Origin of the sequence: Wenxinia marina DSM 24838, from assembly GCF_000379485.1 — a bacterium.
Classification (GTDB): domain Bacteria; phylum Pseudomonadota; class Alphaproteobacteria; order Rhodobacterales; family Rhodobacteraceae; genus Wenxinia; species Wenxinia marina.
Genome location: NZ_KB902288.1, coordinates 220,610 through 233,803, shown reverse-complemented (window position 1 = coordinate 233,803; position 13,194 = coordinate 220,610). Strand labels below are relative to the sequence as shown.

The window sequence follows — 13,194 nt, the reverse complement described above, 5'->3', positions numbered from 1 at the left end:
CTCACGCCGCCGCTGCCGGGTTCGGCCGCCGGGGCGCGACGGCGGGGCGCGCCAGCCAGGGGGCAAGGCGCACCGAGAGGAGGGCGAAGCCCGCCGTCCAGGCCAGCGCGGCGAGCGTGATGCCATCGACGCCGCCGAGGCCGAGGGCCGCACCGCCGGCCCGCAGCAGCGCCGCGCCGGCGATCAGCCCGAAGGCCGCGGTGAGAGCGGGTCCGGCGTCGAGGCTGCGCCCCGTATGGCCCCGCGTCGCCCGGATCATGACCGCGACGGTCATGCCGCCGACGCCACCGATCCCCAGAAGGTGCAGCCCCGCCGCCGCCGGCACCAGTCCCAGCCCAGCGGCGGACAGCGCGAGAAGTCCGGCCGGCAGGAAGGCATAGGCCAGGTGCAGCATGAGAAGCAGCGGCGCCCGCCACGTCGCCGGCCCTCGCCAGCGGGCCAGGCGGACGGCATGGAGCGCGGCGGCGAGGAGCAGCAGGACGGCGCCCGCCGCGGTCTCGCCCCACAGGCTCCAGCCCAGCAACGCGATCCCGCCGACGCCGAGGCAGACGCCGTCGAAGCGGCCGAAAGGGACCGGCATCCGGGACGCGCCAGCCTTGGCGAGCCAGTTGCGGGTGAAGCTGGGGATGATGCGGCCGCCGACCAGCATGACGAGGAACAGGATCACCGAGAGCCCGAGCCGCCTGCCGATCGCCGCGCCGCCCAGCAGCGTCGCCTCGGCGTGGAAGGTCACGTTCGCCGCGAACAGCAGTCCGACCGGCACCACGACCATCAGGTTGCGCCAGTTCCGCCCGGCGACGATCTCGACGACAGTCATGACCCCGATGGCGAGGAGGAAGGCGCAGTCCACCGCCGCCACGGCGAGCACGGACAGAGGGAGCAGCCCCGCCACTGCCAGCCGGCCGGCCACCCACGTCGCGACCAGCGTCATCAGCGGCCAGCCGCGGGTCGGCAGCCGGCCGGTCCAGTTCGGCACCGCGGTGAACAGGAAGCCGGCCATGACGGCGGCCGCATAGCCGAAGATCATCTCGTGCACGTGCCAGTCGACCGGCTGGAACGGCCCCGGGATCGCCAGCCGGCCTTGCCAGACCAGCAGCCAGAGCGGCACGACCCCCAGCCCGAACAGGGCGGCGGCGAGGAAGAACGGCCGGAAGCCGTAGCTGAACAGGGCGGGACCGGGGTAGGCAGGGCGGGGCGTCATGATCGTGACCTCTTCCGAAGACGTGGCGCGGCCCGGACAGGCCGCTTCCGTGTGACGGCAGACTGCCCTAGGCTCGGCCCCCGAATGTTGTTCCGACGCAAGGTTCCGGTCCCCGCGTGCCCAAGCTCGACGAAAGTCTCCTGACCGGCCTGCCGCCCTTCTCGCGGCTGTCCCGGGCCCAGATCCGCGAGATCCTGGATGCCGCCCTGTCCCGCCGCTACGACGAGGGCAGTTCGGTCTTTCTCCAGGGGCATGAGGCGGACCGCTTCCACCTGCTGCTCGACGGCTACATCCGCGTCGTGCGCACCAACCCCGACGGCGAGCAAGTGATCGCCCTGCACATCCCGCCGGGGCAGCTGTTCGGGATCGCGCCGGCGATCGGGCGCACCACCTATCCCGCGACGGCGGTCTGCGCGTCGGAGTCGCTCGCTTTGTCCTGGCCGGTCGGGTTGTGGGACGGGTTCGCCCGGACCTACGACGGCTTCGCCAGCGAAAGCTACCGCACCCTCGGCGCCCGGCTGGGCGAGTTCCAGGCGCGGGTCGAGGATCTGGCGACGCGTGCGGTGGAGCAGCGGGTGGCGGCGGCGATCCTGCGGATGGTCAACCAGTCCGGCCGCAAGGTCGAGGACGGGATCGAGATCGCCTTCCCGATCACGCGCGCCAACATCGCCGAGATGACCGGCACCACGCTGCACACCGTCAGCCGGCTCCTCTCGGCCTGGGAGAAGGACGGCGTCGTCGCCAGCACCCGGCGGCATGTCACCGTGACCGCGCCGCACCGCCTGGTCCTGCTGAGCGGCGCGGCGGGCTAGACGCCCTCACGCCCGCAGCCGCGGCCGCCTGCTTCGTTCCGTCGGCCGCTCCTCCGCGTGCGCCTCGTCCACCGTCTCTGCCACCTGTGCCCGGAAGGTCGCCTCGTCGAGGTGGTATTCCGCGCAGGTGTCGATCACCGTGTGGAACGGCGCGATCGGGCAGCCGTAGCACAGGGTGCCGTTGCGGATGAACGCGTCGGCCGTCTCGGGCCAGGCGTCGAACATCTCGGCCAGCGACAGGTCGGGATCGTCGATCTTCCTGCTCCGCATGTGCTGACCCTCCTTTCGCTGGATCCGAGCATGAGGGGGCGAGCGGGCGCGGTCTTTGCGCTGGCACAACAACGGGCTCGGTCGGGGGCGGTAGAGCCGTCGGAGACGGGCCGCGCCGCCCGTCGCGCGCGGGAGGAAGGAGACCGAGAATTGACCTGGCTGCCCTTCGCGCTCACCCTCGCCGCCTTCACCGCGAGCCACTACCTGCCCGCCCGCACCGGCCTGCGCGCGGCGGCCATCGGGCGGATCGGACGGCGCGCCTACTTCACCCTCTACGGCCTGACCTCGATCGTGCTTCTGCTCTGGGTCGTCGTCGCGGCGGCGCGGGCGCCGGTGGTGGTGCTGTGGTGGCAGACGTCGTGGATGCGCTGGGGGCCGAACCTGGCGATGCCGCTGGCGATGGTGCTCCTCGCCTGCGGACTGGGCATCCGGCAGCCCTTCACGCTGGGCGCCCGTCGGGGCGCGCGGTTCGATCCGGCCGACCCGGGCCTCGCCGCGGTCACCCGGCATCCGCTCCTCTGGGCGCTGTCCCTCTGGGCCGGCGCGCACCTGCTGGCGAACGGCGATCTGGCGCACGCGATCCTGTTCGGGCTGTTCCTCGCGATGGGGGCCGGTTTCATCCCCGTCTTCGACGCCCGCGCCCGCGCCGCCCTGCCGGAGCGGGAGGCCCGCGCCTTCTTCGCCGCTACGTCGCTCCTGTCCCTTGCGCCGCTGGCGGACCCCGACTGGCGGCGACGGAATGGCGGCCCCCTGCTGCGCCGCGCCGTCGCGGGGCTGGCGCTGTGGCTGGTCGCCCTGGCGCTGCACGGGGTCGTGATCGGCGTCTCGCCGCTTCCGTAGGCGCGAGGCGCTATGGCCAATCGCTACCCTCTACCGCAGGACCGGCACCGCGTCCGCGCCCCTATGGCCTCCTGGCTGGCCATGTGGAGGGAGCGGGCGATCCGTTCGGCCCGCTCGATCACATGCTTCGCCCCCTCCGGGGTGCAGACCTCTTCGGCGGTGGCCTGGAACAGGGTCAGCCAGCGGTCGAAGTGCGCCCAGGTCACCGGCAGGCCGGCATGCTTCGGCACCGGCGCGCCGTGGTAGCGGCCGGTCATCAGCGCGACCGAGGACCAGAAGTCCACCATCCTCTCCAGGTGCCACCCCCAGTCGCCGATGCGTTCGGCGAAGATCGGGCCCAGCACCGGATCGGTCCGGACCCTGGCGTAGAAGGCGTGAACCAGGTCGGTCAGCACGGCCTCGTCCAGACCGGTGCGGGCCATCGCCTCGGCGGTCATGGCCGGCCGGGCGGAGCGGATCGGGGGAAGGGAGGATTGCGGTGAGGACATGGCTGGGATCGCCCGACTGTCTGTTGCCAAGCCGGGGTAGTCGCGGTAATAGGCATTGTAAATACTTATTCAGGGCGGAGCCGCCGCGATGCGCCTCACCAGCTTCACCGACTACGGATTGCGCGCCCTGATGCGCCTCGCGAGCGCGCCTGACCGGGCCTTCTCCACCGCCGAGATCGCGGACGAGTTCGGCGTCTCGCGCAACCACCTGAACAAGATCGTCCAGCGGCTCGCCCGGCACGGCATCGTGGCGACGCGTCGCGGCGCCGGCGGCGGCGCGATGCTGGCTCGGCCGGCGTCGGAGATCGTTCTGGGCGACGTGGTGCGCCTGCTGGAGCAGGACCAGGCGCTGGTGGAGTGCTTCGCGCCGGACGGCGCCTGCTGCGTCACCCCGGTCTGCCGTCTGAAGGGCCGGCTGAGGGGCGCCGAGGCCGCGTTCCTGGCGGAGCTGGACCGGTCCACGCTCGCCGACATCGCGCTGCCGGCGCCGCTGCTGGCCGCGAGCTGAGAGGACAGGACATGGGCGACGTCACCTTCACCACCGATGGCTTCGTCGTCGACGCCGCCATCGTCGGTGCCGCCTTCGGCCTGCCGGCCGATGAGGTGCCCGCCCGGCTGCGGGCCGGCGCGATCACCAGCCGCTGCGAGACCGGCATCGACGCCGATGCCGGGCGCTGGCGGCTGACCTTCTTCTGCGGTGGCCGCGCCCTGCGGCTGACCGTGGACCAGACCGGCGCGATCCTCTCCCGCGCCACCTTCGCGGCACATGCGCCGGCGGCGGGGCCGATCGACCTCGCCTCGCTCGGGCGCTGACCGCCGGACCCACGAAAGAGGCCCTGCCATGTCCCCTGTCCCCCGCAACCTCGGCGCCGTCGCCCTGCTGACGGGCGCCCTCGCGCCCGCCGCCGCCACGGCCCACGTAAAGTGGTTCGCGCCCTACATCGTCGGCGCGGCCCCCGCCCCAATCGAGCGGACCCTCACCGACACCTGGTTCTGGACCGGCATCGCGCTGGTCCTCGTCTTCTTCCTCGCCACGCGCCTGTTCGAGCGGAGCCGCGCCGGGGCCGCGACCCTCGACGCGATGGACCGGATCACGAACCCGCTCTGGCTGCGGCTGGACGACTTCGTCCGCATCGTCATCGCCGGCTTCTTCGTCGCCATCTTCTCGGTCGGCGGCGTCTACCTCACGCCGGATCTGAAGACCCCGGCGGAATGGGTCAGCTGGCTGCAGCTTCTGATCGCGGCGGGCATCGTCTCGCGGCGGACGATGCCGCTGTCGGCGGCGGGCATCATCTTCCTCTGGGTGCTGGCGCTGCGGGACTACGACCCGTTCCACCTGCTCGACTACCTGGCGCTCGGCGTGGCCGTGGCGGCCTACCTGGTGCTCGAAGCGTCGGACCGCGAGGAGTGGCGCAGGCACCGGTTCGAGGTGCTGCGCTGGGGCGTCGCCATCGCCCTGATGTGGTCGAGCCTCGAGAAGTTCGCCTATCCCGAATGGTTCTATCCGCTGGTCGAAGAGAAGCCGTTCCTGACCTTCGGCCTGCCGCGCGACATCTTTATCCCGATGGCCGGCGTGGCGGAGTTCACGATGGGCTTCGGCCTGCTGGCGACGCCGCTGGTGCGGCGCCTGTCGGCGATCGCGCTGTTCGTCATCTTCAATGCCGCCGTCTGGCCGTTCGGCCGGGTCGACCTGATCGGGCACGCGCTCATCATGGCGATCATCGTAGTCATCGCGGCCGACCACACGCGCGAGCTGCACTTCTGGGGCTGGATCCGGCGGGCGCTGATCGGCGTGCCGGTCGGACTCGCCGGGGCGCTGGCGATCTTCGTCACCGCCTACTGGGGGCTGCACGGCGTCTTCTACGGCAGCGACGCCCGGACCATGGCCGAGCTGCAGGCCGACGGACGGGCGACGCACTCCTACTCGGTGGAGCATCCGCACGGGCCGCAGGTCCTGGAGACCTTGTTGAGCGACGCGGACCCGCCGCCGGTCCTGCCCATCGACTTCGACGCGGAGGCCGTCGCCGACGCCTATGCGCGGTCGATGGCGGGCATGCATGACGAGATGATGGAGGGGCTGCAGCACGACGATCCGGACGTCGCCTTCGTCCTCGGCATGATCCCGCACCATCAGGGGGCCATCGACATGGCCCGCATCCAGCTCGCCGCGGGCACCGACCCGGAGACGCGGGAGCTGTCGCGGCACATCATCGCCGAGCAGCAGCTGGAGATCGACGCGATGCGCGCCTGGCTGGCCGCGCGCGGGATCGAGGTGCCCGAAAGCTGACCGCCGCATCGTCCCGGTGCCGCATGCTGGCGCGGCGCCGGGGATCACTCCGCGGGATAGACCACCGTTCCGTCCTCGCGCAGGTGCGCGCCCTCCGACGGGCGGGCCGGATCGATCCGGCCCGGCGCCATCAGATGCCGCACCTCGTGGCCGTGGAACAGCAGGTAATCCGTGATGATGCGACGGTGGCACCGCCACCAGACGGCCTCGGAGCACATCGTCGCGACGACCTGCGCCGACCCGAGCCGTTCCAGTTCGGCCAGCGCCTGCTGGAAATCCTCGCCGAGGGCGTAGTCGGCATAGTTGTGAAAGCTCCGCACGCGCCAGAAGCGGTTCAGGTCGTCATCGACGCCGGGCTGCTTCGGGCGCCGCCCGCCGAGAGCCGGCATGTGCCGGTAGCCAAGCTGGTGATCGGCCAGCAGCCGCGAAAAGCTGTCGAGGTTGAAGTCGGGATTGGTCCGGGACTTCGGGAAAGAGCGCACGTCGACCAGTAGCCGGACCCCGGCCTCCCGCAGCATGTCGATGACCGTCTGCGGCGACCGGATCGAATGGCCGATAGTCGCGAAGCCAGACATCAAGGATCAGTTTTCGTCAGCGCATCCTCTTTGTGCGCCGCGATATGTTCGGTTTTGTCGCTCTCGATCTCATACTGCGGCTCGTCATTGGAGGCGCGGCGGCGATGCCCTTTGTAATCGAAATCCGACTCATGGATCTTGACGATCCGCCCGCTCACGTGACCTGCCTCAGAATTCCACCTGACGTGGTCGCCTATCGAAAATTTCGCCATGGGGTCACCTCCTGTTTTTTCCCAACGCACCTGAATTCATAGGCGTTCCAGTCCGTCAGACTACGACGATTGACATCCTACCCCGGATGGCTAGGATCCCCCCCATGGTCATGCACGAGAACCTTTTCCGGTTTTTGCTTCTGAACCGCCCGGGTCCCCGGGCGGTCTGCGCATAAGCGCGTTTCCGACCACCCGGGGCCTTCCTGAAATCTCTTCCTGAGAACTTAGGCTATCGCACTGGGAGTGTCGAAATGACCTTCGCCAACATTACCCGTTTGCCGTTCGGAATTAACGTTCGAACGCTTCTCGAACGAGAGTTGCCGGCCAGCGGCTTCGCCCTGACCCGTGAGGACCGGGCCGGAATCGAACGCCTGCTTCGTCAGCATGACACCAAGCACGCACCGAATCCGCCGCTACTGAACGGCCTCCTTCGTCACAAGCTTCGTATTTCTGCCCCTGCCCCTCGACCGACTCCGCTGGAGCTGGTGGTGGGTGGTTCTCATGTCACTTACAAGATCACCGGCGAGGGAGCGCGATCTGGCGTCCTTTCCATGAGTCCCATCCCTCTTCCGGGTCAGGTTCTCGTCGCCTCCCTTCTTGGAGCGACCCTTCTCGGCATGCGCAAGCTCCAAAAGGCGCCTCTGCTCCGGAGCGACGGTGAGATTTCAGCTGTCGTCATATTGGATGTAGACCCGCCCCGCGCAGACGATGCCGCCTGAACCCACCCTCTTAGATCCGAAGGTAGAACTTCCCCAACCGTCAGTGTTCGCAGCGCCTCGTGCTTGCGAATGGAGTCTGTCATGCCACAAAACCAGAATGCTTCCCGAAGCGCAGGACGGCCTCCTCGGGTCATACTCGCGGCTGAGGCTGTGGATAGGCTTGAGGCCTTGGCTCAGGCCGCGATCATGCGCAATCCGGATCTGGCTGACCTCCTGCTGGAGAAGCTGGGGCGTGCACAGATCGTGATTGCGGCAAAGCTGCCTTCCGATGTGGTTTCGATCGGACGGGCGGTCACCTACCGGGACGAAGCGACAGGAACGGAAAAGACGGTGACACCGGTCTTTCCGGAGGACGCCGACATTTCGCGGGGCCGCATCTCGATCCTGACGCCGATCGGCGCGGCGATCCTCGGCCTCGCAACGGGTGCGTCTCCGCCATGGAACACGCGGACCGGAATAAGGCGGACCCTGACCATCCTGCGGGTCGTTGCGGACGAGGCGGCAGAAGTGGGGCAAGCCCAATAAGCCTGGCAAAATCTAGCCCTGCTGGAAAGACTTGTCGCGCCCTGCTGGCGCGGCACTGGCAAAAATCGTGCCCACCGCTGCTTCAGATTGTTTCCCTGAAAGCCAAGAATATGAAACGAGCTCTGCCTCTTGTGTGTCCATCATGCGCAAAACCGCTTCCGCGCTCAGCATCTCATCGCTGCGCCAGTTGTCGTCATCGCATCGGGACCGCCGCACCATCCTTCAAGATCACCTGTCGGCGATGCGGGGCCAGCATTGAGCGCAGCGCAAGCGGCGAAGCGCCATGCTGCACGAAGTGCCTGTGGCACCGCACATCAACGATGTTGGCAGGGCGACCGACGTGACCGCTGCTCAAAGTATACGTCGACTGCTCTGGCCTTCGTCGATGCTAATCATCTCCGCGTGTCTTGTCCTGTTCGACGATGAACTGGCCCGCCGTTTCGGCATTTCGTCCAGATTGACCGGTGGCGTTCTTGGATATCTCGCAGCAGCGTGGTTCGGCGCTCGGCTGTTTGGCGTCGTTTCTGATCGTCGCAGGCGACACAAGCGGCCCTACCCTCGCCTGTTCCGTGACCTGGTCACCGCGCTGCTGTTCTTTATGGCTGTCTTTGCGTCGATCGCTCTCTTGTTCGACCAGGGTTTGGTCGGAATACTGACCGGTTCCAGCCTCATCCTGGCCATGCTCGGATTTGCAATCCGCAACGTCGTGGCCGATACGCTTTCCGGAGTCGCTCTGGGCATCGAAGCTCCATACCGGATCGGGGATTGGGTGGAGATCGAGCAGATTGCGAAGGGCCGGGTGATCGAAATTGGATGGCGCACGACCCGAGTGCTGACGCAGGATTCGACTTACATGATCCTCCCGAACAGTCAGATCGCCCGTGGGCGCATCACCAACTATTCCGCTCCAAAGCCACAGTATCGCGCGCAATTGTCACTCAAGCTCCCGAATGAGCTGTCCGTTGAGGCAGCAAAGGGCCTGATACTGCAGGCCTTGCGCGACGCTCGTCTCATTCAGGCCGACCCACCCGCCGACGTGAGGGTGCAGGAACTCGGATTTGATGGCAACTCCTATGCTGTCCGCTACTGGCTGTCGAAATTCGAGAGGGACGCTGACTGTCGAGACGAGATACTATACCTGGTCGACCAGCAAATGCGAACGGCGAAAATACCAGCCCCACGCGTGAAAATCGAACTGAACCAGCCTCGAAGCGTCGAGTCAGATCCACTCTCGCATCATTCGGAGCTTGCAAGAGTGTTTGGAACTTCGTCCGAACAATAATTAACTTGAGAATTATCAAGAAGTGCTAGCGCAGCAATCTCATCTACCGCGCCGGCACCCTTCTCATTGCTTGAAAGGCTCCCCATGCAGTAATCTTCCGTCGCCCCGTCACTATTGGGGAGCGAAGCAGACTTCGCGACCGATCGGCTGTGCAAATCGGCCAACGAATTGAATGCAGCGGCGGACTTCACCCGTGGACCTGTTGGCCCAGAAGACGATAATCGTAATGGTATCGCTGTCGTCAGATTGCGGGAGGACTACCGACGATATCGGCAGAAAGCCGTTATTGGCAAGTTCCGCAGAACCGGTCGGAATCGACAGCCACTCGGCCCCATGCGCTGTGCTGTAACCATCGACTATAAAGGCAAAGCACAGGATTGATACCGACTTGAGCTTAATCATGGATCTTCTCACAGTTGATTGATCGCATTCAGATGATGCCCCCGAGATTTCAGCAGGGTCTCATGCGGACCACAGCGCTAATTCTTCACCGGAAGTTGAAGCCGGAAGGTTTTCACGTTCGGATACCGCTACGCTTTGTCCCAACGCAATCAGCCCGCTTGAACGCTTCTAAACTGAGATAGCTCAAGTGCGTTGCCGTATCGTGCCGTCGGCGAGCACGACGTAGTCCATCGGTATGTCCCACGGCATGGGAAAGATGGTCGGTATATCGCAGTTGGGCCAACCCACACCAATGGTCAAGGGCTTCGGGGTAATCCGCGCCAACGTGCGGTCGTAATAACCCCCGCCGTTGCCCAGCCGGAAGCATTGTTTATCGACTCCGACCAGTGGCGCGACCACCACATCCGGGCGTAGTTCCTGCCCTTCCCGCGGTACTGGTATGCTCCAGATGCCGCGCTCCATCGCGCAGCTCGGCGTCCAGGTGCGGAACACCAGTGGCGCTGACTTCTCGAGCACAACCGGCAGGAGGACCGTCGCACCGGCAACGTGAGCCTGAGCCATCCACTCGCGCAGATCCGGCTCACCCCGGATCGGCCAGTAGGCGGCGATCGTGATCCCGGGTCGGGCCATCACACAGGTCGTCAAAGCCTCGGTAAGGTTCTGCGTCATGGTGGCGCGATCCGCAGACGAAATCCGCTTGCGCTCCTCCATGAGCCGGGCCCGTTCCGCCTTGCGAAACCTGGCCACATCGCGTGCTGCGTCGGGATCGACGACATGCCCATCGATCAGCTTATGCGCGAAGCAGGCCGGCGACCCACCACGGTCATCTTCCATACTCGCCTCCCTCCAGCTTCGGCGTCCGCTTCTTCCCGTCAGAGCATCGACTGGTAAGTTGCCGGGTGCCGGTCAGCTCCCGGTCGACTGTTCCAGTGGTGGACAAGGCGAACAACGCCGAATAGGGATGCATCGGTTCCCATGCATCTCTTCGATTACTCGCGCTCGATGACGACCAACGACCAGATCATCATGGATTCCGTTCGGCGGATTGTGCAGGCGCTGCGTCGCTCTTCGGTCCGCACGGAACAAGTTTCGTCGATCACCGGAGCGCAGGCGCTCGCGCTCCGACATGTCGGCCGGCAGGCGGGCTTGTCCATCAACGAACTCGCCGGCCTGACCTGCACCCATCAGAGCACTGTTTCCGAGGTCGTCGGGCGCTTGGAGGCACTCGGCCTTCTCAGCCGGACGAGGGCGCAGGACGACGGGCGACGGGTTGAGCTGCACCTGACCGAAGCCGGCCGGGATCTGGCGACCGCGCTCGAGCCGACGATCCAGGAGGACCTGATGAGCGCGCTGATGCGGCTGCCGTCACAGACTCGCGAAGAGCTTGGAAGGGGTTTGACCGCGTGGATCGTCGAGGCCGGGCTGAACGAGGCTCCGGTCGTGATGTTCTTCGAGCCGGAGACGCAACAGCCGAAGACGCCTGTAGCCTGACCGACAGGCACGACCTCTCCCTCGGTCCCCGCCCATCTACCCATTGCTACGGAGTCCTGCCCGAAATGATCCAGTCGAACTTCGCCCCGATCCCGGAGCTCTACGTGCCTCGAGACTCAGTCCGCGACTACCGGGAGAGATCGGGGAGTCTTGTCAGCTGGGACCTCACGCGGCGGCAGCTTTGCGACCTCGAACTGCTGATGAACGGCGGCTTCTATCCTTTAAAGGGCTTCCTCGGGCGGAACGACTACGACGGCGTCGTCGAGAACATGCGGCTCGCAGACGGCAGCCTATGGCCGATGCCCATCACCCTCGATGTCTCCGAAAGCTTCGCGGCGGCTCTCGATGAAGGACAGGAGATCGTCCTCCGCGATCCGGAGGGCGTGATCCTCGCGACGATGACGGTCACCGACCGATGGACCCCCGACAAGGCGCGAGAGGCGGAACTAGTTTTCGGGGCGGACGAAATCGCGCATGCCGGGGTGAACTACCTCCACAATCACGCTGGGAAGGTCTACCTCGGCGGCCCGGTGACGGGTTTCGAGCTGCCGGTGCATTACGATTTCCGGGGCCATCGCTACACCCCGAACGAGCTGCGCGCCAAGTTCCAGAAGCTTGGCTGGGAGCGGGTCGTCGCCTTCCAGACCCGCAATCCGCTGCACCGCGCTCACCAGGAGCTGACCTTCCGGGCTGCCAAGGAGGTGCAGGCAAATCTCCTGATCCATCCCACGGTCGGCATGACGAAGCCCGGTGACGTCGATCACTTCACCCGCGTGCGCTGCTACGAGGCGGTGCTCGACAAGTATCCGGCCGCCACCACGGCGATGAGCCTGCTGAATGTGGCGATGCGCATGGGGGGGCCGCGCGAGGCGCTCTGGCATGGCCTGATCCGCCGTAACCACGGCTGCACCCATTTCATCGTCGGCCGCGACCATGCCAGCCCCGGCAAGAACAGCCAGGGAGTGGACTTCTACGGTCCCTACGATGCGCAGAAGCTCTTCAGGAAACACCAGGCCGAGATGGGCATCGAGATGGTCCCCTTCAAACAGATGGTCTACGTCCAGGAGCGGGCGCAGTATGAGCCGGCCGACGAGATCGAAGAGGGGGTGACGGTCCTCAACATCTCCGGCACGGAGCTGCGGCGGCGGCTGCGCGAAGGGATCGACCTCCCGGAGTGGTTCTCCTTCCCGGAAGTGGTGAGGGAACTGCGCCGCACCAGCCCGCCGCGCGCCCGGCAAGGCTTCACGGTGTTCCTCACCGGGCTATCGGGTGCAGGCAAGTCGACGATCGCCAATGCGCTGCGGGTAAAGCTCATGGAATTGGGTGGCCGGCCGGTGACACTGCTCGACGGGGACATCGTCCGGAAGAACCTCTCCTCGGAGCTCGGCTTCTCCAGGGAGCACCGGGACCTGAACATCCGCCGGATCGGCTTCGTCGCCGCGGAGATCACCAAGAACGGCGGCATCGCGATCTGCGCGCCGATCGCTCCTTACGCGGCGACGCGCCGCGCCGTGCGGGAGGAGGTCGAAACCACGGCGCCTTCATCGAGGTCCACGTGGCCACCAGCCTTGAGGAATGCGAGCGGCGTGACCGGAAGGGCCTCTACGGGTTGGCCCGGGAGGGCAAGATCGAGGAGTTCACCGGCATCTCGGCCCCTTACGAGGTCCCGGAGGAGCCGGAACTTCGCGTGCAGACTGAAGGCGCCGAAGTCGACAACTGCGCCCAACAGGTGATCCTGAAGCTCGAAAGTCTCGGATTGATTGCAGGCTAAGCTGCCGCGGTCAGAATTTTACGCCAAGTTAACTCTTGTCGCTCCAGCCTGTCAGATTCGTTCAAGCCGCCGAGGAGAGTATCGCTGCATGAAATTGAAGTTATCAGGGGCCATTTCCTGCTCAGGACGGTTTGGTCGGGTAGGTTGCCTGCGGATAACAGGGGCACCCTTAGGTCGCCTCATATCAGCGAAAGGATACAGCAAAGAGTACTTGTCCTAAGTGATTCACGGCGCCCGGCGGACGCCGCCATAACGCAACGCCATCCCACCCTCACGGAGCTACGGGAAAGCTTCCCCGCGACAATACAAGGACGAAGCG

General features: G+C 66.2%; 16 protein-coding genes and 1 pseudogene. 10 read left to right on the top strand and 7 right to left on the bottom strand.

Annotated elements, in window-relative coordinates; genetic code table 11:
• Position 1: 1 nt before the first annotated feature.
• A complete protein-coding gene (locus A37W_RS0110315; RefSeq protein ID WP_018302958.1) occupies positions 2 to 1,201 on the bottom strand; it encodes an NnrS family protein in 1,200 nt (399 codons plus the stop codon).
• A 116-nt stretch (positions 1,202 to 1,317) separates the two neighbouring features.
• Between A37W_RS0110315 and A37W_RS0110310 the strand changes: the two genes are divergently transcribed.
• A complete protein-coding gene (locus A37W_RS0110310; protein WP_018302957.1) occupies positions 1,318 to 2,013 on the top strand; it encodes a Crp/Fnr family transcriptional regulator in 696 nt (231 codons plus the stop codon).
• Between the two features lie 6 nt (positions 2,014 to 2,019).
• Here the strand turns inward: A37W_RS0110310 and A37W_RS21495 are convergent, their stop codons facing one another.
• Positions 2,020 to 2,283 carry a hypothetical protein gene (locus tag A37W_RS21495; RefSeq protein ID WP_018302956.1) on the bottom strand — a complete coding sequence of 88 codons (264 nt, stop codon included), beginning with the start codon at positions 2,281 to 2,283 and terminating at the stop codon, positions 2,020 to 2,022.
• 150 nt (positions 2,284 to 2,433) lie between these two features.
• Between A37W_RS21495 and A37W_RS0110300 the strand changes: the two genes are divergently transcribed.
• Entirely contained in the window at positions 2,434 to 3,123 is a 690-nt protein-coding gene (locus tag A37W_RS0110300) for an NnrU family protein (protein WP_018302955.1), read from the top strand.
• A gap of 23 nt (positions 3,124 to 3,146) precedes the next feature.
• Here A37W_RS0110300 and A37W_RS21490 read toward each other — a convergent pair whose 3' ends face one another.
• Positions 3,147 to 3,545 (bottom strand): group III truncated hemoglobin, encoded by a 399-nt coding sequence (locus tag A37W_RS21490; RefSeq protein WP_229665972.1) that lies wholly within the window; start codon positions 3,543 to 3,545, stop codon positions 3,147 to 3,149.
• 154 nt (positions 3,546 to 3,699) lie between these two features.
• On the opposite strand from A37W_RS21490, the gene A37W_RS0110290 reads away from it, so the two are divergent.
• Genes A37W_RS0110290 through copM form a run of 3 tightly spaced genes read left to right on the top strand, consistent with a single transcriptional unit; the run spans position 3,700 to position 5,898 of the window.
• Positions 3,700 to 4,119 carry an RrF2 family transcriptional regulator gene (locus A37W_RS0110290; RefSeq protein ID WP_018302953.1) on the top strand — a complete coding sequence of 140 codons (420 nt, stop codon included), beginning with the start codon at positions 3,700 to 3,702 and terminating at the stop codon, positions 4,117 to 4,119.
• An 11-nt stretch (positions 4,120 to 4,130) separates the two neighbouring features.
• Positions 4,131 to 4,424: a DUF6522 family protein gene (locus A37W_RS0110285; RefSeq protein ID WP_018302952.1), complete on the top strand. Its 294-nt coding sequence runs from the start codon at positions 4,131 to 4,133 to the stop codon at positions 4,422 to 4,424.
• Positions 4,425 to 4,452: 28 nt separating this feature from the next.
• Positions 4,453 to 5,898: a CopM family metallochaperone gene (copM, locus tag A37W_RS0110280; RefSeq protein ID WP_018302951.1), complete on the top strand. Its 1,446-nt coding sequence runs from the start codon at positions 4,453 to 4,455 to the stop codon at positions 5,896 to 5,898.
• Between the two features lie 44 nt (positions 5,899 to 5,942).
• Here copM and A37W_RS0110275 read toward each other — a convergent pair whose 3' ends face one another.
• Both A37W_RS0110275 and A37W_RS0110270 read right to left on the bottom strand, forming a co-directional pair.
• Positions 5,943 to 6,473, bottom strand: a complete 531-nt coding sequence (locus A37W_RS0110275; protein ID WP_018302950.1) for a DUF488 domain-containing protein — start codon at positions 6,471 to 6,473, stop codon at positions 5,943 to 5,945.
• The gene (locus A37W_RS0110270) at positions 6,473 to 6,685 is read right to left on the bottom strand and encodes a hypervirulence associated TUDOR domain-containing protein (protein ID WP_018302949.1); all 213 of its coding nucleotides are present in this window, start codon (positions 6,683 to 6,685) and stop codon (positions 6,473 to 6,475) included. Before A37W_RS0110270 ends, A37W_RS0110275 begins: the two co-directional genes overlap by 1 nt.
• 251 nt (positions 6,686 to 6,936) lie before the next feature.
• Between A37W_RS0110270 and A37W_RS23220 the strand changes: the two genes are divergently transcribed.
• From A37W_RS23220 to A37W_RS0110260, 3 genes are all read left to right on the top strand, one after another.
• Complete coding sequence (locus A37W_RS23220) at positions 6,937 to 7,404, top strand: hypothetical protein (RefSeq protein WP_081617080.1); 468 nt, start codon at positions 6,937 to 6,939, stop codon at positions 7,402 to 7,404.
• Positions 7,405 to 7,473: 69 nt separating this feature from the next.
• Positions 7,474 to 7,929 carry a nucleoside diphosphate kinase regulator gene (gene rnk / locus A37W_RS0110265; RefSeq protein ID WP_367834144.1) on the top strand — a complete coding sequence of 152 codons (456 nt, stop codon included), beginning with the start codon at positions 7,474 to 7,476 and terminating at the stop codon, positions 7,927 to 7,929.
• A 283-nt stretch (positions 7,930 to 8,212) separates the two neighbouring features.
• Positions 8,213 to 9,211 (top strand): mechanosensitive ion channel family protein, encoded by a 999-nt coding sequence (locus A37W_RS0110260; protein WP_156169180.1) that lies wholly within the window; start codon positions 8,213 to 8,215, stop codon positions 9,209 to 9,211.
• A 111-nt stretch (positions 9,212 to 9,322) separates the two neighbouring features.
• On the opposite strand, the gene A37W_RS23720 is transcribed toward A37W_RS0110260, so the two are convergent.
• Positions 9,323 to 9,613 (bottom strand): hypothetical protein, encoded by a 291-nt coding sequence (locus tag A37W_RS23720; protein WP_156169177.1) that lies wholly within the window; start codon positions 9,611 to 9,613, stop codon positions 9,323 to 9,325.
• 183 nt (positions 9,614 to 9,796) lie between these two features.
• Positions 9,797 to 10,447 (bottom strand): 5-formyltetrahydrofolate cyclo-ligase, encoded by a 651-nt coding sequence (locus A37W_RS0110255; RefSeq protein ID WP_018302946.1) that lies wholly within the window; start codon positions 10,445 to 10,447, stop codon positions 9,797 to 9,799.
• Between the two features lie 141 nt (positions 10,448 to 10,588).
• On the opposite strand from A37W_RS0110255, the gene A37W_RS0110250 reads away from it, so the two are divergent.
• Positions 10,589 to 11,104 carry a MarR family winged helix-turn-helix transcriptional regulator gene (locus A37W_RS0110250; protein WP_018302945.1) on the top strand — a complete coding sequence of 172 codons (516 nt, stop codon included), beginning with the start codon at positions 10,589 to 10,591 and terminating at the stop codon, positions 11,102 to 11,104.
• Positions 11,105 to 11,169: 65 nt separating this feature from the next.
• Positions 11,170 to 12,875 (top strand): annotated as a pseudogene (locus tag A37W_RS21485) (bifunctional sulfate adenylyltransferase/adenylylsulfate kinase).
• Positions 12,876 to 13,194 lie beyond the last annotated feature (319 nt).